The 24988-nt window shown below is 44.4% G+C and carries 22 protein-coding genes and 1 pseudogene; 9 read left to right on the top strand and 14 right to left on the bottom strand.

The features are described 5' to 3' along the window. Window positions 1-56: 56 nt before the first annotated feature. Window positions 57-1907: pseudogene (locus tag ACED45_RS16465) on the top strand (glycoside hydrolase family 3 N-terminal domain-containing protein); the annotation flags it as partial. A gap of 88 nt (window positions 1908-1995) precedes the next feature. Here the strand turns inward: ACED45_RS16465 and ACED45_RS16460 are convergent. The 5 genes from ACED45_RS16460 to ACED45_RS16440 all read right to left on the bottom strand — a co-directional run bounded on the left by ACED45_RS16460 (window position 1996) and on the right by ACED45_RS16440 (window position 7050). Then, entirely contained in the window at window positions 1996-2901 is a 906-nt protein-coding gene (locus ACED45_RS16460) for a MalM family protein (protein WP_371714491.1), read from the bottom strand. Window positions 2902-3077: 176 nt separating this feature from the next. Next, window positions 3078-3815 (bottom strand): dienelactone hydrolase family protein, encoded by a 738-nt coding sequence (locus ACED45_RS16455; RefSeq protein WP_371714490.1) that lies wholly within the window; start codon window positions 3813-3815, stop codon window positions 3078-3080. A gap of 190 nt (window positions 3816-4005) precedes the next feature. After that, the gene (locus ACED45_RS16450; protein WP_285953252.1) at window positions 4006-4950 is read right to left on the bottom strand and encodes a 1-aminocyclopropane-1-carboxylate deaminase/D-cysteine desulfhydrase; all 945 of its coding nucleotides are present in this window, start codon (window positions 4948-4950) and stop codon (window positions 4006-4008) included. 127 nt (window positions 4951-5077) lie between these two features. Next, entirely contained in the window at window positions 5078-6376 is a 1299-nt protein-coding gene (locus ACED45_RS16445) for a sensor histidine kinase (RefSeq protein ID WP_371714489.1), read from the bottom strand. Continuing rightward, window positions 6373-7050: a response regulator transcription factor gene (locus ACED45_RS16440; RefSeq protein ID WP_371714488.1), complete on the bottom strand. Its 678-nt coding sequence runs from the start codon at window positions 7048-7050 to the stop codon at window positions 6373-6375. Before ACED45_RS16440 ends, ACED45_RS16445 begins: the two co-directional genes overlap by 4 nt. A gap of 125 nt (window positions 7051-7175) precedes the next feature. On the opposite strand from ACED45_RS16440, the gene ACED45_RS16435 reads away from it, so the two are divergent. The 3 genes from ACED45_RS16435 to ACED45_RS16425 are packed head-to-tail and all read left to right on the top strand — an operon-like array spanning window position 7176 to window position 10130. Further along, a complete protein-coding gene (locus ACED45_RS16435; RefSeq protein WP_371714487.1) occupies window positions 7176-8195 on the top strand; it encodes a glycosyltransferase in 1020 nt (339 codons plus the stop codon). Further along, a complete protein-coding gene (locus tag ACED45_RS16430; RefSeq protein WP_371714486.1) occupies window positions 8192-9679 on the top strand; it encodes an ArnT family glycosyltransferase in 1488 nt (495 codons plus the stop codon). Before ACED45_RS16435 ends, ACED45_RS16430 begins: the two co-directional genes overlap by 4 nt. Next, the gene (locus ACED45_RS16425; RefSeq protein WP_371714485.1) at window positions 9666-10130 is read left to right on the top strand and encodes a GtrA family protein; all 465 of its coding nucleotides are present in this window, start codon (window positions 9666-9668) and stop codon (window positions 10128-10130) included. The genes ACED45_RS16430 and ACED45_RS16425 overlap by 14 nt, the downstream gene beginning before the upstream one ends. Before the next feature lie 107 nt (window positions 10131-10237). Here the strand turns inward: ACED45_RS16425 and ACED45_RS16420 are convergent, their stop codons facing one another. After that, on the bottom strand, window positions 10238-12622 hold the full coding sequence (locus ACED45_RS16420; RefSeq protein ID WP_371714484.1) for a YgiQ family radical SAM protein: 2385 nt from the start codon (window positions 12620-12622) through the stop codon (window positions 10238-10240). Between the two features lie 237 nt (window positions 12623-12859). On the opposite strand from ACED45_RS16420, the gene ACED45_RS16415 reads away from it, so the two are divergent. Both ACED45_RS16415 and ACED45_RS16410 read left to right on the top strand, forming a co-directional pair. After that, window positions 12860-13540, top strand: a complete 681-nt coding sequence (locus ACED45_RS16415; RefSeq protein WP_371714483.1) for a hypothetical protein — start codon at window positions 12860-12862, stop codon at window positions 13538-13540. Between the two features lie 113 nt (window positions 13541-13653). Further along, a complete protein-coding gene (locus ACED45_RS16410) occupies window positions 13654-13854 on the top strand; it encodes a DUF4250 domain-containing protein (RefSeq protein ID WP_004741624.1) in 201 nt (66 codons plus the stop codon). Between the two features lie 141 nt (window positions 13855-13995). On the opposite strand, the gene ACED45_RS16405 is transcribed toward ACED45_RS16410, so the two are convergent. After that, complete coding sequence (locus ACED45_RS16405) at window positions 13996-14907, bottom strand: LysR substrate-binding domain-containing protein (protein ID WP_371714482.1); 912 nt, start codon at window positions 14905-14907, stop codon at window positions 13996-13998. A gap of 279 nt (window positions 14908-15186) precedes the next feature. On the opposite strand from ACED45_RS16405, the gene metE reads away from it, so the two are divergent. Further along, window positions 15187-17550 (top strand): 5-methyltetrahydropteroyltriglutamate--homocysteine S-methyltransferase, encoded by a 2364-nt coding sequence (gene metE, locus ACED45_RS16400; RefSeq protein ID WP_371714481.1) that lies wholly within the window; start codon window positions 15187-15189, stop codon window positions 17548-17550. A 108-nt stretch (window positions 17551-17658) separates the two neighbouring features. Here the strand turns inward: metE and ACED45_RS16395 are convergent, their stop codons facing one another. The 6 genes from ACED45_RS16395 to ACED45_RS16370 form a co-directional block, all read right to left on the bottom strand. Then, window positions 17659-18057, bottom strand: a complete 399-nt coding sequence (locus ACED45_RS16395; protein ID WP_371714480.1) for a GspS/AspS pilotin family protein — start codon at window positions 18055-18057, stop codon at window positions 17659-17661. Between the two features lies 1 nt (window position 18058). Then, window positions 18059-18355, bottom strand: coding sequence for a YciI family protein (locus tag ACED45_RS16390; RefSeq protein ID WP_004736512.1), 297 nt, complete (start codon window positions 18353-18355; stop codon window positions 18059-18061). A gap of 195 nt (window positions 18356-18550) precedes the next feature. Beyond that, window positions 18551-18949, bottom strand: coding sequence for an acyl-CoA thioester hydrolase YciA (gene yciA / locus ACED45_RS16385; protein WP_017061510.1), 399 nt, complete (start codon window positions 18947-18949; stop codon window positions 18551-18553). Between the two features lie 195 nt (window positions 18950-19144). After that, on the bottom strand, window positions 19145-19729 hold the full coding sequence (locus ACED45_RS16380; RefSeq protein ID WP_249631853.1) for a septation protein A: 585 nt from the start codon (window positions 19727-19729) through the stop codon (window positions 19145-19147). Window positions 19730-19875: 146 nt separating this feature from the next. After that, on the bottom strand, window positions 19876-20124 hold the full coding sequence (locus ACED45_RS16375; RefSeq protein ID WP_004736516.1) for a hypothetical protein: 249 nt from the start codon (window positions 20122-20124) through the stop codon (window positions 19876-19878). Window positions 20125-20410: 286 nt separating this feature from the next. Next, complete coding sequence (locus ACED45_RS16370; protein WP_371714479.1) at window positions 20411-21298, bottom strand: LysR substrate-binding domain-containing protein; 888 nt, start codon at window positions 21296-21298, stop codon at window positions 20411-20413. Window positions 21299-21479: 181 nt separating this feature from the next. On the opposite strand from ACED45_RS16370, the gene hisC reads away from it, so the two are divergent. Further along, complete coding sequence (gene hisC, locus ACED45_RS16365; RefSeq protein WP_371714478.1) at window positions 21480-22622, top strand: histidinol-phosphate transaminase; 1143 nt, start codon at window positions 21480-21482, stop codon at window positions 22620-22622. Window positions 22623-22632: 10 nt separating this feature from the next. Next, the gene (locus tag ACED45_RS16360) at window positions 22633-23406 is read left to right on the top strand and encodes an ABC transporter substrate-binding protein (protein WP_048659769.1); all 774 of its coding nucleotides are present in this window, start codon (window positions 22633-22635) and stop codon (window positions 23404-23406) included. Between the two features lie 122 nt (window positions 23407-23528). On the opposite strand, the gene ACED45_RS16355 is transcribed toward ACED45_RS16360, so the two are convergent. Next, window positions 23529-24848, bottom strand: coding sequence for a dicarboxylate/amino acid:cation symporter (locus tag ACED45_RS16355; RefSeq protein WP_307862841.1), 1320 nt, complete (start codon window positions 24846-24848; stop codon window positions 23529-23531). Window positions 24849-24988: the final 140 nt, after the last annotated feature.

Here is a 24988-nt window from a genome sequence, read left to right as displayed (position 1 = left end):
AGATGATCTGATCGTAGCTTTAAGCATTAGTTCCCTGATTTAGGAAACAAAGCCGCAAGGATGTTGTTCAATTGTATGTTGAAGCGCCTCAAGGTCATCTTGGTAAGCCAACACGAGCACTGATCGGGTTTGTGAAAACACCGACCTTGGACCCGCAAGAAACGGTGTGTTTGACAATTTCATGTCCTCTATCTTCCTTCGCATCATTTGATGACTCCGGTAAAACGGGACACCCAAATAGTTACGTACTTGAAGCTGGAGAATATCACTTTTATCTAGGAGGAAGTGTTCGCCAAGCAAAGCTTGTTAGTGAGAGCGTTAAAATAGAAGAGCTGTTGGTTGTTGAGCAATTAACGGAAGCACTTGCTCCTGTCACCGGATTTAAGAGATTGATCCCCAAAGGCAACGTGGAAAATGGTGTTTACAGTTACGATTACGAATCTGTGCCGCTACGAACTATAGATTTGAGTAAACGTATTCTGAGTGAGCTTCCAAGTTCTATTCCTCTTAGTGAAGATACGGGCATTCGTTTACTGGATGTTAAGCAGGGGCGAGCGGACATTGACGAATTTATCTCGCAAATGACCGTAAAGCAGTTAGCGACAATTGTTCGTGGTGAAGGTATGTGCAGTCCTAAGGTGACGCCTGGTACTGCTGCTGCTTTTGGTGGTGTTTCGCCGAGCTTGTTTGATTTAGGCATCCCTGTCGTTGCTGCTGCAGATGGTCCGTCTGGTATCCGAATGGACAGCGGACATAAAGCATCTCAAGTCCCAATTGGTACATTATTAGGCTGTACATGGAACCCGGAGCTGAATGAGAAACTATTTCATTTAGTGGGGAAAGAGATGCAAGCCAATCATATTGATACGTTGCTTGGTCCTGGGATTAACATCCATCGCCACCCTTTGAATGGTCGAAATTTTGAGTATTTCTCAGAAGATCCATTTCTCTCAGGGGTAATGGCTGCATCTCAAACTCTTGGTCTCAAAGCTGCAGGAGTATCTGGCACAATCAAGCATTTAGTGGCGAATGATCAAGAAACGTCACGGTTTGATGTTGATAGTGTTGTATCACAGAGAGCGCTTCGTGAGATTCATCTGAAGCCTTTTGAAATAGCGGTAAAACAAGGAGGAGCTTCAAGTGTTATGACCTCCTACAATCCTATTAATAGTCACTGGGCTGCATCCAATTACGACCTCAATACCACGATTCTTCGTGGGGAGTGGGGTTATAAGGGGATAGTGATGACGGACTGGTGGGCAAAAATGAATGACCCAATCAAAGGTGGTTCTGAAAGTCGAAGTTACACATCCTTTATGATTCGCTCTCAAAATGATCTGTATATGGTTGTTGAGCATGATGGTGCGGAAAATAACGTGTCGAATGACGATACGTTACAGGCGCTTGAAAACGGAACGTTGAGCTTAGGGGAGTTGCAACGAAGCGCGATGAATATTTGTCGTTTTATTATGGACTCTCCAGCAATGGGGCGCCCATTAGTCGCTTTTGATCCAGTTAAGAGCTTTGAGGCGACCCAAAATCTTAATAAACAACAGAGTAAAGCTGATGGAGACTTTTGCTCTCTGACGGCAGAGCAACGTGCAATAGTATTACCACTTAATATCAGAGAAAACCGTAGCATTGTTTTGGAAGTTAAACAGGCTGGTGTGTATCGATGTGCAGGTATTGTTAATTACGATAGCGGCACTTTGGCTCAATCTGCGTGTAGTTTAAGTCTCAATAACGTGTACGCGATGTCTCTATCAGTGAATGGTACTAATGGTGAGACAGTTTCAGTTGAGGGGCTCTCCGTTAAGCTTGATAAAGGCTTTTATTCTTTGGATATTGAATTTATCAAATTAGGCTTAGAATTGGAGCAATTAGAATTTTCGTTTATGCCTGAATAGGACTGAGGGGTAACAGTCGTTTATTTAACTCTCATTGCTCAAAAAAGAGGTAAAGTGAGAGAAAATAAACGACTATTTTGAGACTGAGTTATTGTGCTTTTTGATATTGCTTCATCGCGTCAACAAAGGAGTTTCGCATCCCTTCGATTCCTAATCGCTCAGATTCTTCAACGTAAGTCAGTGCTGCACTAAAATCTCCAGATGAAACCGAGTTTTCTATAAGAGTTTGATAAACCTCTTTCTTATTCAGTGTATTTTCCGTTAATAAATCTGATTGGGCTACGGTTGATTCTGGAATAATTTGTTGAACTCGATTTTGACGGTTTTGTTCTTCAACAACGGTGGTTACCGCTGTGAATTTAAAATCAAAGGAGACTTTCCCGATTGCAGCGTGGGGGATGGCGTAGTCCGTGTTATGAGCGATGTTTGCCTGGATATCGCCAGAGCGTATCGCCATATCACTTGGTTTTTCGACAGGAGTTGTTTCCGCGAGTGCTTCGCTGGTTGTGAATACGACCAAGTAAGTAGGAGCCTCGCCGTTTAAGTAACGTTCTTGCAGTTCTATTTGTGCGCCATATTGTGCACCATCAAGCAGGCTAAGTGGCTGGTATGTGATGCTTTCTTTACCAATAACATCTAGCGGCTGGTAATTTTTGTCTAAGACCAAAAGTGACGGAACGAATGCTGAATAATTAGCATTTGAAGTCACTGAAAAACGAATAGCATCTAGTGTTGTAGGAAGCTTTAGCCCTCCAGCAAAGGATCGGCCAGATTTGAACTCGATTTTAGGGCTTGCTGTGGTGATCGAAACAGATATTTCTTCTGGGTTCGTAATGCTTTGATATTGAATGGTACTCAGATTTTCGCAGCAGTTTTCGTTATTTCTTAGTGACTCTAGCCCCGGAGAAGTTTTGTGGTAGCTAACCGGTGACTCTGTCACTGTTGAACAGGCGCTGAGTGCGAATACCGCTGGTAGTATTGCTAAATATTTCATAATTTCTCACAGTTAAAAAAGCATATCTGATTCAGAGTGCCTAATTGATAATAGATACACATTACAAGAAAGCGCTTTCTTTTTGAGTGACGAACGCCAAATTTAAAGAAATAGTCGCTAATAATTAGTACGAGTTAGGTAACAGGCTTCCGTTGAGCTGTTACTTAGATTGAAAGTTAACGAGATACCGAACTTAACAACTGAGTAAAGCGTTCCCACGATTTTTGGTCAGCTTCTTGTTGATAGTTGTTTGAGTCGAATACAGTAAAGGCATGCGGTGCACCACTGTAGGTGATCATTTCATGCGGAACTTTGGCCGTTTCAAGTTCAGCGGCGAGGTTGCCAAAATCTTGCATTGAGATCATAGCGTCTGCCGTTCCATGGAGCACGACAACAGGTGCTTTGGTTTGTGAGTAGTCTTGTCCTTTCGGTGTCGATAGACCACCGTGGAAGGTGACATAAGCTTTGGATGGAATTCCTGCTCTCGCGGCTTCCAATACGGCAGCACCACCAAAACAGTAACCCATCATCACATTGTTATCTAAGTTACCGCCAAGCCTTTGTGCTTCCAAGGCTCCTGCATTGAGGAGCGCGCGCATTTTTTCTCTGTCTCTATACAGCTCGCCTGTGTGTTGTTTTTTGTCTTTCACCTCGGTTGGGCGGATGCCTTTACCAAACAGGTCGATGGCGAATACGTTGTAACCGAGTTCATTAAGCATCTCAGAGCGCTTCTTCTCGTAGTCGGTCAAACCATCCCAATCGTGTATTAAAAGTACTAAGGGCGCTTGATCGATGGCTTCACTCCAATAACCTTCATATTCCATGCCATCAACCTGGTAGATGACGTTTTCTCCAGACAGTGCTGAAAAGGGAAGTAAAACCGAAAACAGACCTAGCGTAGTGAGTGTTCGCATACGTTATTCCTTTCGATGACAATGACGTTCCAATCGAAAGTATAGATAACACGACGATTCTCGCCAGATTGCTAGGTTGGCTTTGATAGATGAAGTAATGAAAGGGTCGCTAGGCTAATTTGAGCATAAACAACCACAGTGGCAGAGCATTGTGGTTGTTCGGGGGGGCAAGGTTAGGGCATCAGAGAAATTACCAAGTTGTACTGGTGTTATCACTGTTGGAATTGCTGGTTTTGATATCGGGATACTTACGCTGATAGCGTGGCAACATGGATTCATTACCTAAGATGCCACCTTGATGGATATAGATGATGGTTTGGGTCGGGTTATCTGCTTGCCATTGTTCTAAGCATTGCCACATTAATGGGTCGTAAAGCAGGTCAAACTCGATGTCGGTTTGCTCTTGTAGATCCAACCAAGTTTGATAATCCTGTTGATACAATTTTCCAAAGTGGTGCTTGGTTTTGAGCGGTAAGATCTGCGGGTGATCGGTTTCACCAAGTTCATTGAATTGCTGTGTTAAGTATTCACTGCCACCGACACACGCACAGGTTAACACCGGGATGTTGTGCACTTTTAAATGCTTATGTAGATACAGTGCAGTGCTGCCTGTGCCTGCTGGTAGTGCAACGACGAAATCGTGTTTGTTTTCGAAGCGAGTCCAGCTGAGTATTTCCATCGCCAGTTGTTTCACACCGTACTCAGCAAGCTGAGAACGTCCACCTTCTGGTAACACAATGCACTGAGAGTCAGGCTGTCTTAGTTGCTCAATATACTCTTGTGGATGAAGCTCAGAGCCTGTTTCTTTGACTGAAATAACCTTAGCCTCAAGATCGATAGCGCCACGGTAGTTACCTAGCGGGCGTTCTTGTAGCCATTGAGGAATGTGGTCGACATAAAATTCAAGCGTCCAGCCTTTAATTTTAGCAAGTGCAGCGAGCGAAAACAGAGAATTAGCTTGAGCAGAACCGTAGCTGATTAAAGTGGTGACGTTTGGGTGCTCGTCTTCGAGTAGTTTCATGAACTTTCGGGCTTTATTGCCACAAAAATGGGAGTGAAGTTGATCGTCACGCTTTAAGAAAAAGGTGTGCTCATTGTATTGATGCTGAGTTACAGGGCTATTATTTAGTTTCATCGCACTTAGATAAAATGCTGACTAAAGAGCCAGCATTTTTATATCAAATAGGATTAGTAAGTATCTAGTAGCGAGCGAGTGCTGTAAACCAACTAAATCAAGTTTTCATTGGATATTGAGCTCTGCGTTACGAGTTTGTTCGCTCGATAATTGGTGAGGTTGAATCGGTTTGCAAGCTGATTCTGGCAGTGCACCCTCCAGAGTTGCGATTGACCAACTCAAAACCCCAATGGAAGCGTTGGCACAAGTCGTCGACAATCAATAAACCTAATCCATGACCATTCGGATTGTATTGTTCCTGAAGGCCTTCACCTTGGTCTTCAATCACAATACTCTGTTCAGACAGGGTAACCGTGACAGTGCCACTATTGGTCGCTGCAATGGCATTCCTCAATAAGTTGCCGACCAACATATTCATGATCGCGCTGGTGGCTTGAATGGTCGGCTCTGATTGAATGTGTAGGGATATCTCGACTAGCTTTTCATCCGCCTGTAATGAATTCTTGGAAACGATAGCTTCTAACTCTTGCTGACTAAACAAGCGCAGCGGTGCATCGTCACTGTTTCTTTCATAACGAACTAAACCGAGCAGGGCATCGACCATTTCTGACATCTGGATAATGGCTTCATCAATGCGCTCAACCTGACGAGATTGAAATTCCGTTGTTTCGCTTCTTAATAGCAATTTATTCGCACCACGAGCGACCGTTAGTGGGGTTCTTAATTCATGACTTGAATAACGAGCAAACGCCTGTTCACGTTTGATCAAGGAATTGATTTCTCTACGGTATTGATTGAGTTGGTCTGTTAACTGACGAAACTCAACAGCGGCACCTTCACTGACATCAAACTCTTCATTAAGGTTGAGCTTATTCGACTCAAGCTGTTCAGAAAGAGAGTTGAAGGGCTCAATCAGTCTCTTAGATAGGCGATAGAGCAACGCACCAAAGCCAAAAATCAAGATAGAAAGCAGTGTGAGTACAAAGGTGGTCGCGTACATGAGTTCAGAAACATCCAACTCAACAAGGTCTATCTCGGAAAGCAGGATAATTGGAAAGGTTTCTCCTTCGTCAGTGTATTCTCCCACATACACCATACGAGATTCTGGTTCTTCGCCGACTTCACCAATGAAGCTCTCTTTATCTTTAATAAACTTGTAATATTCGGCAGGAATGAATGAAGGATCGTTATAGGCGATTGTCAAATCATCTATTCTTAACTCACCACTTTCTCCTGCTTGAAATAACCTTACCGCATAATCTCGGTCAATCAGGATGCGTCTTTCACCGACCCGATCTTCTGACATGTAAAGCGCGGCAACAAAAACGACATAGACGAATGCAGATACAATCACGGCCATCAACCCAAAGAAAAGCGCTAGGCGGCCTGTGAGGGTTTTGGTGCTTGTCAGAACATTTGAAATCAATTCGATGGCTCCAGACGGAATCCAACTTTAGGAACGGTAATCAACATCGGGGTGTCAAAAGGTTTGTCGAGTTGATTACGCAGTTGATAGATATGGCTACGTAACACATCGTTGTTGGGCTCGTCTTCTTGCCATAGCTTGTAGGAAATATCTTCACGAGTCACTACTTCAGGTGCTTTTTGGCACAGCATCTCAAGTATGGTGTAAGTGGTTGGGTTAAGCGCGAGCAGTTTGTCTTTACGGTAGGCTTTACGGGTTTTTTGATCAATGGTGAGTTCATCAAACTGAAGCTTAGAAGAAGCCACTTTTCCTCGGTAACGACGAACAAGCGCTTTCATTCTGGCTTCCAAAATATCCAAATCAAAAGGTTTGGTTAGATAGTCATCGGCACCATGCTCAAACCCTTTCAACATATCATCGCGGCTATCTAACGCGGTAAGCATTAGAATAGGCGTTGCGTTGCCTTGGTCTCGCAGTTTATTACAAACGGTTAGGCCGTCCATTCTCGGCAGCATTAGATCTAATATGATGATATCAAATGAGTTTTCCATTGCGAGTTGCAGGCCCAGTTCGCCGTTGTCCGCATAATCGAGTTCCATACCAATACACTCAAAGTAATCAAACAAGACACCTGCAATTTCACGGTTATCTTCGACTAATAGAACTCGTTTCATTTTGATTCTCATACAGAAATAGACAGTAACATTATCCTGAGTGAGCGTGAAAAATATGTCAATAACATAACTTTCACTTATGGGAGGGTAGATTGACTCCAGATTAGAAAATAGAAGATTGTATTATGTCTGAACTTCATATTAGCCGCCCTAAGATATCTACTTCGCAGATTAACCCTGCGGTATCTCTGTCTATCATTGTGCCTTTTTACGATGAACAAGAGGTGTTGGAAGAGTTCCACTCTCGCCTAACTAAAGTTCTCGATAGCTTACCCATCACCAGCGAGATCGTTTATGTCGATGATGGTAGCAAAGACAACAGCTTGGACTTAGTGAGCTCATTCACTTCAATCAATAGCTCAATCTCTGTGATTGGTTTAAGTCGAAATTTTGGTAAAGAGTCAGCCATGAGTGCTGGCCTTGATCATTGCCGCGGACAAGCGGTGATCCTGTTAGATGCAGACCTGCAAGATCCGCCGGAGCTTATTCCACAAATGGTTGCCAAATGGCGAGAAGGTTATGACGTCGTCAACATGCAGCGCAGCCAACGTGACGGTGAAACGTGGTTCAAGAAGTTTTCAGCGGCAAGCTTTTACAAAGTCATGAATGTGGCAGCAAAGATCGATGTTCCTGAAAATGTGGGCGACTTCAGACTGTTGAGTCGTGAAGTCGTCGATCATATCAACCAGCTTCCTGAACGTAATCGTTACATGAAAGGCATTTTCTCATGGCCGGGGTTCAGACAAGCGACGATTCAGTTTAAGCGTGATGCTCGCTTTTGTGGCGAGACTAAGTGGAACTACTTGAAGCTGATTGGCTTGGCGATGGATGGCATCACCTCGTTCTCAATTCGACCACTGCGCATTGCGACAGCAGTTGGTGGCCTCGTTGCCTTAACGGCTTTTGTGTATGGGATGGTCATTGTGTTCAAAACCATGATGTTTGGTGAGCCTATCACGGGCTACCCATCCATGATGGTTGTACAACTTGCCCTCGGCGGCATTCAACTTCTGAGTATTGGTTTAATGGGGGAATACATAGGTCGTATTTTTATCGAAACCAAGAATCGCCCTTTGTATCTGATCCAGTCTGTGGTTGATACACCCGCGTTAAAAACACATTTTAAATTAGAGGAGTCAGCATGAGCCTGAACAGAACGCACCTATGGTATTTGTTGGCTTTTGCATTGGTTTTAAGGCTTTTATCTTTGGCAACCTACCCATTAATGGACACCACCGAAGCACGCTACGGTGAAATGGCTCGTCTAATGGTGGAAACGGGTAATTGGCTAACGCCGCAGTTTGATTATGGCATTCCTTTCTGGGGTAAGCCGCCGCTGTTTACATGGATGAGTGCTGCCGGTATTGAGTTGTTCGGCCTAAGTGAATTTGCTGTTCGAGCTCCTCATTGGTTAGCGGGTGTAGTAACAATTTTGCTGACGGCTTACATGGCGAAGCGAACTGGGCAAAGTGCGTTGGTTGCCGCGGTAGTGTTGGCGACATGCGGTATTTTCTCTATTGCCGCGGGCGCTGTGATGACAGACATAGCATTAACCTTAGCTATGACTATTGCAATGCTAGGTTTCTACTTGTGTTGGCTAGGAGGAGAGGGTTGGAAAGGTGAAGGCAGTGCGAAGACTAATCGATCTTGGGGTTATGTTGGTTTCATTGGTTTAGCACTAGGCTTGCTTGCAAAAGGGCCAGTAGCGATTGTCATTATGGGCATCGCCGTGTTCCCTTGGTTAGTATTACAACATGGCTTCTTTGGCGCTTTCAAAGTGCTTTGGCAACGCTTTCCATTGTTGTCTGGCTTGGGTGTGATGCTAGCGATTGCTTTGCCTTGGTACATCATGGCTGAAATGGCAACGCCGGGCTTCATTGATTACTTTATTGTTGGCGAGCACTTTAAGCGCTTTGTTGTGAGTGGCTGGGAGGGCGATTTATACGGTTCTGCCCATGACCAAGCAAGAGGCATGATCTGGCTGTTTTGGCTTCAAGCGGCTGCGCCGTGGTCGATTGTATTACCTATATTGGCATTTGCTCGACGTAAGAAAATTGCAGAAATTAATATTGAAAATCGCGGCTTGTTTTCATTTCTTGTCTGTTGGTTGATTTCACCCCTGATTCTTTTCACTATGGCGGGCAATATTCTCCCAGCTTACGTCCTACCAGGTATTCCAGCCCTTGGTTTGTTGGTTGCTATACTCGTAGTGGAAAAAGATAAGAAGTGGTTCTCCAGCGTGGCCTTAGTTCTGCCAGTGTTGCTGATGATTGCGATGGTTTACCTAAACCTAGGTAAGGCGAACGAGAAGAGTGACCGTATCATCTTTGAACAGATTACGGATTCTGCGCCAAGCTTCTATGTGGGTAAGCGACCATTCTCAGGCCAATTTTATAGCCATGGGCAAGCAAAGAAACTGCTCGATATCGAGCAACTAGATGGCATCGACAAGTTCTACTTGATTGGTAAAAGAGCAGAAGTAGAAACCAAGATTAAAGACAACGCGTTAACTTGTATTTTGGAACCAACGGTGAAAATAAAGCGTGCTTTGTTTAGCTGTCATAGCCAAAACATCAAACCAAATTTGTCGTTGAGCCACATTCGAAGTGAAAGTGATGTTCAGCGTTAACTCAGGACTGCAAATGCTCAACAACAAGCTTCAGGCACACAGTCAAAAGCTCCAATCCCATCACAAGATGGTTCGATTTGCTGTGGTTGGTGCTGGTGGGTTTGTTGTTGATTGTGCGGTATTCGCCTTGCTGCATTACATTGTAGGTTTGCCTTTAATGACGGCGAGAATAGGCTCGTTCATTGCTGCTGCAACGACAACGTGGTTTGGTAATCGCGTGCTGACTTTTGGGTTCAAGGGGAAGGGGAGTTGGTCTGATAAACTGATTCAGTGGCAAAAATTCATGTTCTCCGCATCGATATCAGCGGTACCTAATCTACTGTGCTTTAAGTTGATGACAGAACTACTGCCAGTGTTTACTGGCGCTGTGTTTATCGCAATGGCAGTTGGTATCTTGGTCGGTATGGTGACTAACTACCTGTTTAGTCAATACTGGGTCTTCACTCGTTAGATTCTTTGTAATCACATAGCCAAGTGACAGCTGGTACAAACACAAAAAAGCGCAGCTAAATAGCTGCGCTTTGTATTTCATTACTATTAAGTTATTGGCTCACAATATTAGCGTTGTGTCGCGCGTTGGCGATTCTTTCCGTTGCCAGCAGGTTTGCCACCTTGACCATTGCCCGCTTTGTTGCGGTTTCCGCCGCTATTGCCTTGTGATTGACCACCAGGAGCTTTCTTAATGAAGCCTGTCGCTGGTTTACGAGCGTTGCCATTGCCGCTACCGTTTTGCTTTCCGTTTCCTTGGTTAGCATTGCCTTGGCTGTTGCCGTTAGCATTCGGCTTTTTACCACCAGGTTTGGAATGGTTGCGTGGCTTCTCGCCGCCTAAACCCGGTTGAGATTTGCTGTGCTTCGTTGCAAAACGCTGTGAGCCGTGACGACCAGACTTACGACGTTGTGCTGGTGTTTGTGCATCAAAATCTTCTGCTGGTACTAGGCAGTTTGCTTTATCACCGATCAAGTGCTGTTTACCCATGCTGATCAGAGCTTCACGGATGATCTTCCAGTTTTCTGGATCGTGGTAACGAAGCAGTGCTTTATGCAGACGACGTTGACGGTCACCTTTAGGCACTGGCACATCTTCACGCTTCTTATATTTCACACGCTTCAGAGGGTTCGTCTCTGAGTAGTACATCGACGTTGCATTACACATTGGTGATGGGTAGAAGTTCTGTACTTGGTCACACTCGTAGTTGTGCTTTTTAAGCCACATTGCAAGGTTAAGCATGTCTTCATCTTCTGTGCCCGGGTGAGCGGAGATGAAGTAAGGAATTAGGTACTGTTTCTTACCGGCTTCAGCGCTGTACTTTTCGAACATCTCTTTGAAACGATCGTAAGTGCCCATTCCCGGTTTCATCATCAGATCCAGTGGGCCTTTTTCAGTATGCTCTGGAGCAATCTTCAAGTAACCGCCTACGTGGTGAGTCACAAGCTCACGTACGTATTCTGGAGATTCAATCGCTAAGTCGTAACGAACACCAGAAGCGATCATGATTTTCTTAACACCCGGTACTTTTCTTGCTGAGCGGTATAGGTCAATCGTGTGTTGGTGGTCTGTGTTTAGCTTTTCACAGATTTTTGGGAACACACATGAAGGGCGACGACAGTTAATTTCTGCTTTCGGATCTGAACACCCCAAACGGTACATGTTCGCCGTTGGACCACCCAAGTCAGAAATAGTACCGGTAAAGCCAGGTACTTTATCTTTAATGTCTTCGATCTCATCCAAGATAGATTCTTTCGAACGGTTCTGGATGATACGACCTTCGTGCTCTGTGATTGAACAGAAAGAACAACCACCAAAACAACCACGCATGATGTTCACCGAGGTTTTGATCATGTCGTAAGCAGGAATCTTCGCTTTGCCGTACATAGGGTGAGGAACACGCTTGTAAGCAAGGCCAAACACGTAATCCATCTCTTCAGTCGTCAATGGAATTGGTGCTTGGTTAACCCAAAGTTCACGGTCACCATGACGTTGAATCAAAGCACGACCTGAATACGGGTTTGTCTCTAGGTGCAAGATACGGCTAGCGTGAGCGTAAAGAATACGGTCGTTGTTTAGCTTTTCGTATGCAGGGATACGAACGGCTGTTGTTTTTGCATCGTGACGAGAAGGGCGAATCGTAATCGGCTGCGCTTTTACTTCTTCTTTCTCATCTTTCTTAGTATCACATTGCGTTTCCACTTCGTACGGGTTCACCGGTACGTAAGCTTTGTTCGGCTTTTCGATACGAGAAGAGTCGATGATTTTGAAGCCTTCAGGCGCTGCAGCAAGATTGATTGCTGTACCACGAATGTCTGTTAGCGTTGACATGTCTTCGCCATCAGCAATGCGGTGTGCCACTTCAACCAGTGCGCGCTCGGCGTTACCAAAAAGAAGGATGTCTGCTTTTGCATCAAACAATACAGAGCGACGAACTTTATCCGACCAGTAGTCGTAGTGCGCAACACGTCGCAAGCTCGCTTCAATACCACCAAGAACGATTGGCGTGCCTTTGTAGGCTTCACGACAACGCTGAGAGTAAACCAGAGTTGCACGGTCAGGACGCTTACCACCTTCGTTATTTGGCGTGTAAGCATCATCGTGACGTAATTTGCGATCAGAGGTGTAGCGGTTGATCATGGAGTCCATGTTACCCGCTGTAATGCCGAAGAATAGGTTAGGTTTACCTAGCTTCATAAAGGCATCTTTATTGTTCCACTTTGGTTGAGCAATAATGCCCACGCGGAAACCTTGAGCTTCAAGGAGACGGCCGATGATAGCCATACCAAAGCTCGGGTGATCGACATACGCATCACCAGTTACAATAATAATGTCACAGCTATCCCATCCAAGAGCATCCATCTCCTTTCTACTGGTAGGCAAAAAGGGTGCAGTTCCGTAGCACTCGGCCCAGTATTTTTTGTGTTCGTGAATAGGAGTGATATCGCTGTACATATTTCAACCTCTGATTTTTGAGGCGGGAATTATAGCGGCATGAGCCTAGACTAGCCAGTAGAACATGCCCCTGTTAGTTCTGGTGTCTTTCGTCTTTTTACGGTAAATGGCGACAAAAGAGCCATACAACAGCATAGTAGAAGCCTTGAATAACGTCGCTAATTTGTGATTTTGATTAGTGTTCGCAGCAGTTTTTGATATTATTCGCGAAAATAAGTCTGAAGAAGTAGATCCACAATGGTCGAAACGTTACTAGTACAATTTGCTCCGATGCTTTTAGGAGCCCAACTGATCTTAACCCTTATCTTGGTGAAAGGGGATATATGTCCAGGGCAGCGTGGCCGTATCCACAAGATGTTACCTGCGATTGGCGTGCTTTGGCTTGCCGTTGCTTCGGTTAAAATTGAAGCATTCCTTGTCGTATTCGCAATCTTTTATTTCTACTCACAAGTTCAAACTAAGAAGACTCGTGATTCTGGCCCTATCTGGGTGATGTATCTTGCTTGCGGTTTAGCGCTGTCATACGTTGCAATTCAAGCGACTGAGCAAGCAACCACTGTCGGTATCATTACAAATTTGTTGTTGGTGGTATTGTTAGGTGCAGCGTTTGGTCATTTATTGCTGACGATCGCAAGAACGCGTTTGCAAGCATTCCACCGTGTTTTGCCAGTGGTGGGTGTATTGACGGGTATGTTGGTGGTTTTGGCGACGGTGGTGAGTGTTTATTCCCTTTCTGAAGCTCAACTAGAGCCTGTGATTTCAACTTTGTTGTTCAGCTTTGCTTTGCTAATCTCATCTATTGTGGTGTGGTGTTGGCATCTGCTGTTTGTTAAAACCCCTGAAAAGCTGCAACTGACGGTTTCATTGCTGATGTTATTAGCGGCTGCTGTTGGTTTAACGCCAGTTTGGGCATTGTAACTTTGAGCATTGTAACCACGTATCTGATTTAAGAAGTGTGATCTGTTTTTTAGCGTGACCTTGGTAAGCGTTCTAAACTTAACTCTAGTCAGTGTGTTCGTAAGGAGTACGAGATGGATTTAAGCAACGTCAAAAGTCTGGATAGCATTATCTTGCTGGGAATCGTGAACGAGAAACTGCGCTTAGAGTGCGACAGTTTTGAAGAGCTCATTAGCATGTATGAGATGGATATAGAAAGTGTCGTAGGCAAGCTAGACATGCTTGGCTATCAATACGATCCGCTGACTAATCAGTTTAAGTCATACGCAAGATAGTCTATTTTTCGCGAATCAACAGATAACGCAAAACAAGCGCTACTAAACCTAAAAAGTCACAGATAATCTGTGACTTTTTTGTTTATGATTTGCGTGTCTGGCGTTTGCTTTTTGTCTTAGCGAACACAATCAGAAATACTGTTAAACGACCTTTATTCCATCCAGGTGGCTCTTACTCTGCTGCCTTGCAGTGCTGAAGAATGCTTGCAGATAACGCTTGTCTTTCTCTGAGTTTCGAACGGCAGCGAATAGCCTTCTTGAAAGTCCTTTGCCCAATGGTTTACTGGCGATTAAGCCTTGTCGTGAAAACTCACTGATCGCCCAGTTTGGCAATGCTGCGACACCTAATCCTGCCGATACCATTTGCACCAACATCAAGGTGTTGTCTGCCTGTTTCCATTTCTTTGGTTCTATGCCAGCAGGTTGTAAAAAGTGCTTCACAACATCCAAACGCTGCTTTTGAACAGGGTAGGAGAGCATGGTGAGATCGCTAAGATCTTGCGGAGCAATGCTTGGCTTATCAGCCAAAGGCGAGTTAATTGCAGTGATCAAACGCATCTCGAAATCGAAAAGTGGCTCATAGTGAACCTCTGAACGTGGCTGAATATCTGAGGTGATCACCAAGTCTAATTCACCAGCCATTAACGCGGGTAGAGGTTCAAAGCCAAAGCCTGATGAAAAATCTAATGTCACGCTTGGCCAAGCAACTTGGTACTCCTTCAAAGCGGGCATTAACCATTGGAAGCATGAGTGACACTCGATCGCCATGTGCAAACGACCATTCACATCCTCTTTCAGGCTTGCGAGTTCGTTCTCTGCTTTAGCGATTCTTGGCTGTATCTCATCGGCGAGCTTAAGCAAAATCTCACCTTCAGAGGTGAACTTAACTGGCCTCGTTTTACGTAGGAAAAGCTGACCGCCAATACGGGCCTCAAGGTCTTTCAACTGGTGAGAAAGCGCCGACTGAGTCAGATGAAGAGAGGTTGCAGTGGCAGTAAGCGAGCCGCTGTCTCTCAAGGTGGTCAATGTTCGAAGGTGTTTAAGCTCTATCATGAGTATTCCTCATATTCCCTAAGCCAATTCAATATTTCTTAATAATCACCCTACGGTGTTTTTGATCTTTTGTAAACGTCTAGATGTCCAGACGGATTTAAACTGTTCATCTTTGGACGATTCAAGATGAATATTATTAATAAACAAGATGAATATTTGGACGTTGTCCATAGATCGGATTAAGGCGATAGTTTAGCCATCCAGACGCCTTTTTGAAAAAGTGAAATCATCAAAGGCAGTCTGACCGGAAATTGAAATTATTGAATAAGGAACAGGTTCATGACTACGACAACGCATATTCTTGGCTACCCACGCATCGGTGAAAAACGCGAACTCAAATTCACATTAGAGAAATACTGGCGCGGTGAGATTGGCCAATCAGATCTCAAGCAGCTCGGCAGCGAACTGAGAAATCGTAACTGGAATGTACAAGCCGACGCGAATCTAAGCTTTGCAACTGCGGGTGACTTCGCATGGTACGACCATGTGTTAACAACGACTTTGCTCTTGGGCCATGTACCAAAACGTCACGCTGGTGGCTCAAAAGAAGAGAAAGCCTTCCCAGACTTAGATACCTTGTTCCGCGTTGGTCGCGGGCAATCTCAAACTCAAATACAATCTCAAAAACAGCCAACTTGTTGTGGCGGAAAACATGGTTCAGAAAGTGCCAAAGATGGTACAGCAGCATCTGACATGACCAAGTGGTTCAACACGAATTATCACTACATTGTTCCAGAGTTCAGTAAAGATGATTCGTTTGAAGTGAGCTGGCCACAACTGTTTGATGAAGTGAATGAAGCCATTCAAGCTGGACATAAGGTGAAGCCAGTTCTTCTAGGTCCGCTGTCTTACTTATATCTAGGCAAAGAAGTGGAAGAGGGATTTGACCGTTTAACCTTGCTTCCACGTCTACTTACTGCCTACCAAGCGATTTTAGCTAAGCTTGCCAAGTTGGGCGTTGAGTGGGTGCAAATCGATGAGCCTATACTATCCCTGGAACTTGAAACTAAGTGGGCTGACTCATTCAAACTGGCTTATCAAGTGATTCAAGGCGATGTGAAACTATTGCTTACTACTTACTTTGATTCGGTGACTGATACGTTAGATAAAATCGTAAAACTGCCAGTGAATGGTTTACATATCGACTTGGCTGCCGCACCGCAGCAACTTGATGAAGTGGTGAATAAACTACCTGAAGATTGGGTGCTCTCTGCAGGTGCAATCAATGGCCGTAATATTTGGCGAGCAGACTTAGCTTCTCAGTTTGAGTTACTGCAACCTGTGAAAGAAAAGCTAGGCGATAAACTATGGGTCGCAAGTTCATGTTCACTGCTGCATAGCCCGGTTGACCTTGAGTTAGAAGAGACGCTTAGCGAAGAAGTGAAGAGTTGGTTTGCCTTTGCAAAACAGAAAGTGACCGAGGTGAGCTTATTGGGTGCGGCGTTAGACGGCGATCAAAATGCCATTTTGGCGTGTGAGACTTACAGCCAACCTATCGTTGCACGTAAGAGCGCGACTCATGTGAACAAGCCTCAGGTACGAGAGCGCCTTAATACCATCACGAAAGCACTAGCAGATCGAAGTGCGCCTTATGCAGAACGTGCGGCACATCAGTCTGAAGTTCTCGGCTTACCGTTATTACCAACTACAACCATTGGTTCGTTCCCACAAACCGGAGAAATCCGTGTTCAACGCAGTGCCTACCGCACCGGCAAACTAAGTGAAGCGGAATATAACTCTGCACTGAAAGGTCACATCGCGGATGCGGTTAAACGTCAAGAAGCGTTAGATTTGGATGTGCTTGTTCATGGTGAAGCCGAGCGTAATGACATGGTGGAGTACTTTGCGGAAAATCTAGCAGGCTTTCAAACCACCAAGTTTGGTTGGGTACAAAGCTATGGCTCTCGCTGCGTGAAGCCAGCGATTGTGGTCGCGGATATAGAACGTGAGAAACCGATGACGGTGGAATGGTCGACCTATGCACAATCTCTGACTTCGAAGCAGATGAAAGGCATGCTGACAGGACCCGTCACTATTCTATGTTGGACATTCCCACGTGAAGACATCTCACGAAAAGAGATCACTAACCAACTGGCGTTTGCTCTGCGCGATGAGGTGTCGGATTTACAAGATGCAGGCATCAACATCATTCAAATCGATGAACCTGCTATTCGCGAAGGTTTGCCTTTGAAAAAACGCGACCACGCAGAATACCTAGAGTGGGCGGTCGATGCCTTTAAGATCTCAGCGGCGAGTGCTAAACCAGAAACTCAGATCCATACCCATATGTGTTACAGCGAGTTCAACGAGATCATTGATTCAGTAGCCGCGCTAGATGCCGATGTGATTACCATTGAGACTTCTCGCTCGAACATGGAGCTACTGAAAGCGTTTGAAGAGTTTAACTACCCGAATGCGATTGGACCGGGTGTTTATGACATTCACTCGCCAAACATTCCTTCAGAGGAGTGGATTGTGGATTTACTTAAGAAAGCGGCAGAAAGAATCCCAGCAGAACGTCTGTGGGCGAACCCAGATTGTGGATTGAAGACGCGTAACTGGGCAGAAACAGAAGCCGCACTGACAAACCTTGTGTCGGCGACTAAGACACTGCGTAAAGAGTGGGAATCAGCTGAGGCATAATTCAGTCTAAGATTTTGATTGATCCGTTAATCCACGATGAACCACAACAAAGGCCTCGCATTTGCGAGGCCTTCTGTTTTTATACTTGTTCGAATCTCGAGCTAGAAACTAGCTGCTACTTTGACACGTATCTTTACTGATCAGCTTCTCAACGATCAGTTGTCCGCGAGTGTTGCGAATCTTGATGCTGTAAGCCAAGCCCATGTCGAGGTTTGCTCTTACTTCAGAGTTGGTGCAGTAGCTATTCACACTCATGTCTACAACTTGGTTTAAAGGTTTAGCACCTTTTGCATCTTGGTTGTAGATCATCATGATTTCGATAACCGTGTTCTTTGCCAGCACGCGCATGACCGACAGCGGGCCATACTCAATCGGAAGGCCTGCGGATAAAACGCCAGCGCGATGCTGCGCCATCATTTCTAGCTGTCTTTGTTTGTCTTGTTCACTTGATGAGCTGCAGCCTGCAAGCAGAACAGCGGCCAGTGAACCGATAATCCATTTTTTCACGTTAAAATACTTTCTTGAATGGTTTAACAATCACATTTTGGTAGACACCTGCAGCAATGTACGGGTCTGCGTCTGCCCATGCCTGTGCATCGTCTAAAGAATTAAACTCAGCAATCACAGTAGAACCTGTGAAGCCCGCTTCACCAGGGTTATCTGAATCAATCGCTGGCATTGGACCTGCTGTCAAAAGGCGGCCTTCATCGTGAAGTGTTTGTAGGCGTTCTAGATGTTGTGGGCGAACACTTAGGCGTTTTTCTAATGAATTTTCGACGTCTTGAGAAAAAATCACGTACCACATATTGAGATATCCTTATTTTACTTCACTAAATTGAGGGCGTTTAAATTCGCTATCTTGCTAATTTACGCGAACTAATGGGTATTGGAAGAGCTAATGATAAGAAATTGTGAAATGGTGCGGGAGAGTGAGAAGGTCTTTAGCATTTTTAATCGAAATGGCTAAAGACCTTACAGTGCGATAGGGCCGTCGAAAGTACTATTTATTAATTGGGCGGGGTTTACCGCTTTCGTCTACAGCAACGTAGTTGAATGTCGCGCCACATACCTTGTAACGATCGCCGATGCCGTGATCAAGTACCGGCTTAACCCATACTTCTAGGTCGATATTCATCGAGCTACGACCAATCTTGGTGCAGTCACCATAAACACATACCACATCACCCACTGAAACTGGTTGTTTGAACTCGATACTCGATACTGAAACCGTGACTATCTTGCCGTTAGAGATCTCTTTCGCCAGTATCCCGCCAGCAAGGTCGAGCTGAGACATTATCCAACCACCGAAAATCTGGCCTGCTGCATTGGTATCAGAAGGCATCGCCAAAGTGCGAAGAAGTAAAGAACCAATCGGGTTCAAAGTTGATTGAATAGTCATTGTTGTACTCTTAATGGTATTGATTGTTTTAAATTTAAATAGATGTGTTTGCGGGACTCGCGGTGGTCGTATTTTTAACGTATTCACCGAACACAAACAATCAGTGGCCAATGATCACGAGTATCATTGGCCACTGTTAAATAGCATATTGATAATAATTGTATCAAAAAGGGGATGAGGACTCATCCCTTAGGGTTACTTCTCGTCGGTATTTTTATCCGTTAACTCTTTCTGCTGGTCTTTTTGTAGATGCTGTTCTTTTGGCAAATGCTTATAAATATAGACACCCGTTAGCAAGGTAAATGCAAAAGTAGCGATCAGTAAGCCAAACACTTTGAAGTTTACCCAAACATCCAAGGGTAGGCTGAAAGCAACGTAAACGTTGAGAATGGCACATAGAGTAAAGAACAGAGTCCAAGCCCAGTTGATCTTGCTCCATACCGCTTCAGGAAGTGTGATCTCTTTACCCAGCATGCCTTTAATTGCTGATTTGCCCATCAAGTGACTGACGGTCAGGCCGATAGCGAACAATGCATAAACGATGGTTACTTTCCATTTAATGAAGTTGTCATCGTGCAAGAAAATGGTCATGCCACCAAATACGGCAACCATCAGAAATGTGATGATCTGCATTTTCTCTACTTTCTTGTAGATGACGTATGTCAAAACGATTTGTACTGCGGAAGCAACAATCAATGCACCTGTAGCCGTGTAGATGTCATACATCTTATACAGCGCAAAGAAAATAATGAGAGGAATGAAATCAAGGATTTGCTTCATGTGGCACTGACTGTCCAGTTAGTTGAGTTGCAGACAGTCTAACCAAAACTGTCTCGATGCTAAATAGCCCGAGACAATTGGGTGCTAATTAATTCCATGTAAATGCTTTATCTAGTCGGATCTTTTCATCATCGAGTTGGATAACGTTATCGCATTGATGTGGTTTGGTAGCGAGGTATTAGCTTCTTGATATCTTCAAGGTAACCTTCGCTCTTTAAGCTGTCTAAGGTGTTTTCGAGCTCTTGCTCACTCATGGCAAAACACGTCGATTTGCCTGTCGTTAGGTCGAGATACTCGTGATATTCACGCTCTGTGAAGTGGCCAATTCTGTCCATTAATAAGGTTTTAATTCCATGGTGAATCAAGCCGTAATACGTATGTCTTTGTAAGGTCATAGCCTATCCTCCGTGACAAGCTGCAGTGAAACTGTTGCAACCTGCTGTATATTGGTTGGGTTATCTATGACAAAGCAATTCGAATGCCATTTTCTCTAGTTGAACGGAACATTTTCCCTACCAGATAGAATTGAACTTCTTTTCAAATAGTTAAGGCGAGGTACGTTCTATTCTCTGACAACCAATACGTAACAGACATAAAATAGTTTCATTTTGAGAACGATGAAATTCTCATTATGACGCTCTACTGCCGTTTATAGTGTGCTTCTATCTACGGTGATTGCCGCTAATCGACAAGCCAATCAACAAGCGTAGATAAAAATGTATTTTGTCGATTCTTAGGCTGCAGCAAAAAGTAACCATTTCCAGAAAAGACACTGCCTTCACTCACTTTCACCAACCTGCCCAAATCGATATCTTGCTTGGCCAGCGTGATATCGCCTATGGCAATGCCAAACCCTTGAATGGCTGCATTCATCGCTTGATCAAGTGTCGCGAATTGTTGGTTGTTTTTACTTGAAAGGTCATGACTTCCTATGTGATCTAACCAAAGTCGCCAATCACTTTGCTCATTGTTGGCGTGTAACCAAGTGTATTGAGCGAGCTTGTGTGGCTTGATGATAGTAGAAGCGTTACTTACAAGATGGCCCTGAGTAATGCTTTGCGCCTGGCAGACCGGAGCCAGCTGCTCGTTGAACAATAACTGACTCACAATCGATTGTTGGTTTGGCTTCTTTCCATAGGTGATTACGGCGTCAAACGGGTCAAAGCTTGGTTCAAAAACGTGCTTGATGGTCGACGTGAGCTCGACATCAATTTCAGGGTAGGCTTGCTGAAAAGACATCAACTTGGGTAGCAGCCAAGAGGTAATACAGCTGGGGGCGTTGAGTTTGATCTTAGAGGGAGAACTTGCCACTTGATTGAGAGCCGATTGCAGTTGATGAATCGTTCCTTGTATCAGGGGAACCAGTTCTTCTCCTTTCGGCGTTAAAGACAATCCTCGAGCATGGCGATAGAAGAGATCACAGCCAAGGCTTTCTTCAAACGACAATATCTGACGACTTACTGCACCTTGCGTAACGTTGAGCTCATGTGCCGCGCGCGTAAAGTTGAGATGCCTTGCCGTCGACAAGAACGCGAGCAAGGTTTTAGTTGAAGGAAGTGTGCGATTCATATCTTTACCTATGATTTTTTATCATGGCTATTATGTGATTATTTCGATTCATTTATCAATAGTGTTCTGTTTGAATGTAAATACTTAATCATCATTTGTGATTCAATATGTGTATAAGTTACATTTTTTGAATATGAAGGCAGTGGTGAAGACATTGTGATTTTGTGAAAGGGATAGCTTCTTGACATCTTTTATCGATAGTTTAGTACCTCAGGCTGTAAAAAAATTAATACCTTACCAATCGGCAAGAAGAATTGGTGGTGATGGACGAGTCTGGCTAAACGCCAATGAATTGGAAAGCTCGCTGTTTCCAGGAGAAGCAAGCCACAATAGATACCCAGATTTTTTACCGCAAGATATTGCTAAGGCTTATCAAGCGTATTGCGGAACTGATGCTGCAACGGTTGCCGTTCGTGGCGCCGATGAAGCGATTGATTTGCTGATCAGAACATTCTGTAAGCCAGCGAGTGACAATATACTTATTTGTTCACCAACGTATGCAATGTATGAGTTTTGCGCCGATGCATTGGCGATCGATACCTTGGACTCTCCGTTGCAGGAAGATTTCAGTCTTGATGTCGCTGATATCGTGAACAAAGCGAAGTTGGCTAACATCGTGTTTCTTTGCTCACCAAATAACCCAACGGGCAATGTGATTCCCAAATCGGATTTGATTCAGGTACTGGAAGGTACGATTGGAAAATCTCTAGTGGTAGTCGATGAAGCGTATATCGAGTTTGAACCACAAACGTCAGCGGTGAGCCTTATTGAGCGTTATCCGCATTTGGTAGTGATTCGCACCTTGTCTAAGGCGTTTGGACTGGCTGCGGTTCGTTGTGGCTTTATCTTAGCGAGTCAAAATGTGATGCAGTATGTCGCGAAGCTGATTCCACCTTATCCAATGCCAGATTGCTCATCTCAAATCGTGTTAGACGCATTGTCTGATGAGCGAGTCTCAGTGATGCAAGACGCGACACAAAAGCTGGTCGAACTACGTAACTGGTTTGCTTGTGAGTTAACGCAGTTTGATTTCATCGAGTCTGTTTACCCTTCATCGACGAACTTTATTTTGCTGCGTCAAAAACCTGGGCATCAAGTGTTCAGTGTATTGGCGAAAGATGGCATTGTGACAAGGAATCAAAACCACGAACCTGCTTTGCGTAACTGTGTTCGAATCAGTATTGGTAGCCAAGAGAGCATGCTAGAAGTGATGACGTCACTAACAAGTTACCAAACCGAATTAGAAAAGAATCAACAAGGCAAACAAATTCAACAATCTCAACATAAAGAAACTCAATCTCAACTCGATAAAGATCATATCTAGGATGGCAATGATGAAAAAGATAATACTAGGACTCGCTTGTGCGGCCGCTTTACTTGGTACAACGGTACAGGCGAAAGAAATCCGTTTGGCGTCAGACTTTACCTATCCGCCATTCAACTACAAAAATAGTGATGGTGTGCCTGTCGGGTTTGATATTGAGATAGCTGATGCCTTGTGTGAACAAGCCAAACTCGATTGTACTTGGGTTTCACAAAGTTGGGACTCGTTGATTCCAAGTTTATTGGCAAGAAAGTCAGATGTGATTATGGCTTCAATGCGTATCACTGAAGAGCGTAAGCGCAAAATTTTGTTTACTGATAAGTACTACCAAACACCAGCCGTATTTGTTGCTGCTAAAAGCGCGGAATTCAGCGTCGATGAGGCCGGCTTAGCGGGCAAAACCATCGGTGTTCAACAAGGCACGATCCACGACCGTTACGTAACAGATAAGTTTGGTGATGTGGCAAACATTAAACGTTATACCGGCCAAGATGAAGTGTATCTGGATCTGCAAAATGGCCGTCTAGATCTTACCTTCGGCAATTCCGATCAACTGTCGCTCGCTTTTTTAGATAAGAAAGAAGGTGAGGGTTTTGAATTTAAAGGCAAAGCAGTAACTGACAAAGCCTACATTGGTGAAGGTACGGCTTTAGCACTAAGAAAACAGGATTCAAAACTGGCGAAACAATTCAATGCCGCGATTGAAGAGATCAGAGCAAACGGTACTTACGACAAGATTGCTTCTAAGTACTTCACGTTTGATATCTATGGCGCTGATTTGTAGTTCGCGTAACGCTTAAAACTAGAACACTAAAAACAAAAAAATCCGAGTGCTGTGAGGCTCTCGGATTTTTTAGTTTAAGCTGGTGGTATCAATTCAATCACTACCAACTTAGCGTTTATTGATTACGCTTGCTGTTTTTGTAGCTCAGCTTCTTTCGCTTCGTCTTTAATTAGAGAATCAACGATTACTGCACATGCTGCATCACCAGTGATGTTCAGAGCAGTGCGGATCATATCGAAGATACGGTCTAGAGCGAACAACAGAGGTAGACCTTCGATAGGGATACCAGCTGCTAGAAGAACGGCAACCACTAGGAAAGAAGGACCTGGAACACCTGCTTGACCAACTGCGCCTAGCGTAGAGGTTACGATGATAGCAACGTAAGCACCCATAGACAGGTCGATGTTGAACAGCTGTGCAAAGAAGATAGCAACTAGGCCGTAGTAAATTGCATTACCAGACATGTTGATCGTCGCCCCAAGTGGTAGAACGAATGAAGCCGTAGAGTTACGAACGCCAAGTTCTTTCTCTACCGTTTCCATTGTTACTGGCAGTGTCGCCATTGAAGAGGCTGTTGATAGTGCAACCGCTTGAGGCTTCTTCATTGCCACTAGGAACTTCTTAGCTGAAGTCTTAGTGAAGATCTGAATCATCAGTGGGTAAGCAACAAAACCGAAGATCAGGATCGCAGCGATGTAAACAACGAACAGTTTGAACACAACCATAAGTGCGCCAAAACCGAATGTACCAACTGCTTCTGCCATTAGGCCGAATACGCCAAGTGGTGCAATGATCATAACTTTGTTGATCATCCAAACCATAGCGTCAACGATAGCATTTACACCGTTGATGATAGGGTCACGTTTCTCTTTTGCTTGTTTAGAAATCGCAATACCAAAGAATAAGCAGAAAACGAGAATTTGCAGAATGTTTGCTTCATTCAGTGATTGGAAAACGTTGGTAGGGATCATGCCAGTGATGGTTGCCCAGAACGTTGGAAGTTCGCCTTTCGCAGCGTATTCTGAAGAGAACATACCTTCAACGCCAGAAACATCGATACCACGACCGGGTTCGAACACTTCACCCATTACAAGCGCTAGCGCTACAGCAAGTGCAGACGTTAGTGCAAAGTAACCCAATGTAGTTACGCCGACTTTACCTGCAGATGAACTGTTGCCTAAACCAGCAGCACCTGAAATCAGTGCAACTGCGACTAGAGGGATAACCAACATCTTGATCAAGTTGATGAAGATAGCACCCAGTGGAGCGAACATAGTTGCGCTGTCACCCATCATCGCACCAACTACAGTGCCGACGATCATTGCAATAACGACTTGAACGCCGATGTTGCTTAGTAAACTCTTTTCTTTTAACACTTCCATAACCTCTGTGCTACTAAATATAAAAATCCCAGAACTACTCACCAATGTACGATGTACCATTGGATTAATATTTCGCGAAGAGTTTTACACGTATCCTTTACATTTATCAATATGAGCAGAGGTGAAAGTCTTCCAAAAATAGGTGGTCTAATGTCATTTGTTGATTTCGCACAACAATGCAATCGTTTGCCTTGGTTTTT

Source organism: Vibrio crassostreae, assembly GCF_041439375.1.
GTDB classification, from domain to species: domain Bacteria; phylum Pseudomonadota; class Gammaproteobacteria; order Enterobacterales; family Vibrionaceae; genus Vibrio; species Vibrio crassostreae_D.
This window is presented reverse-complemented; position numbering and strand designations above follow the sequence as displayed.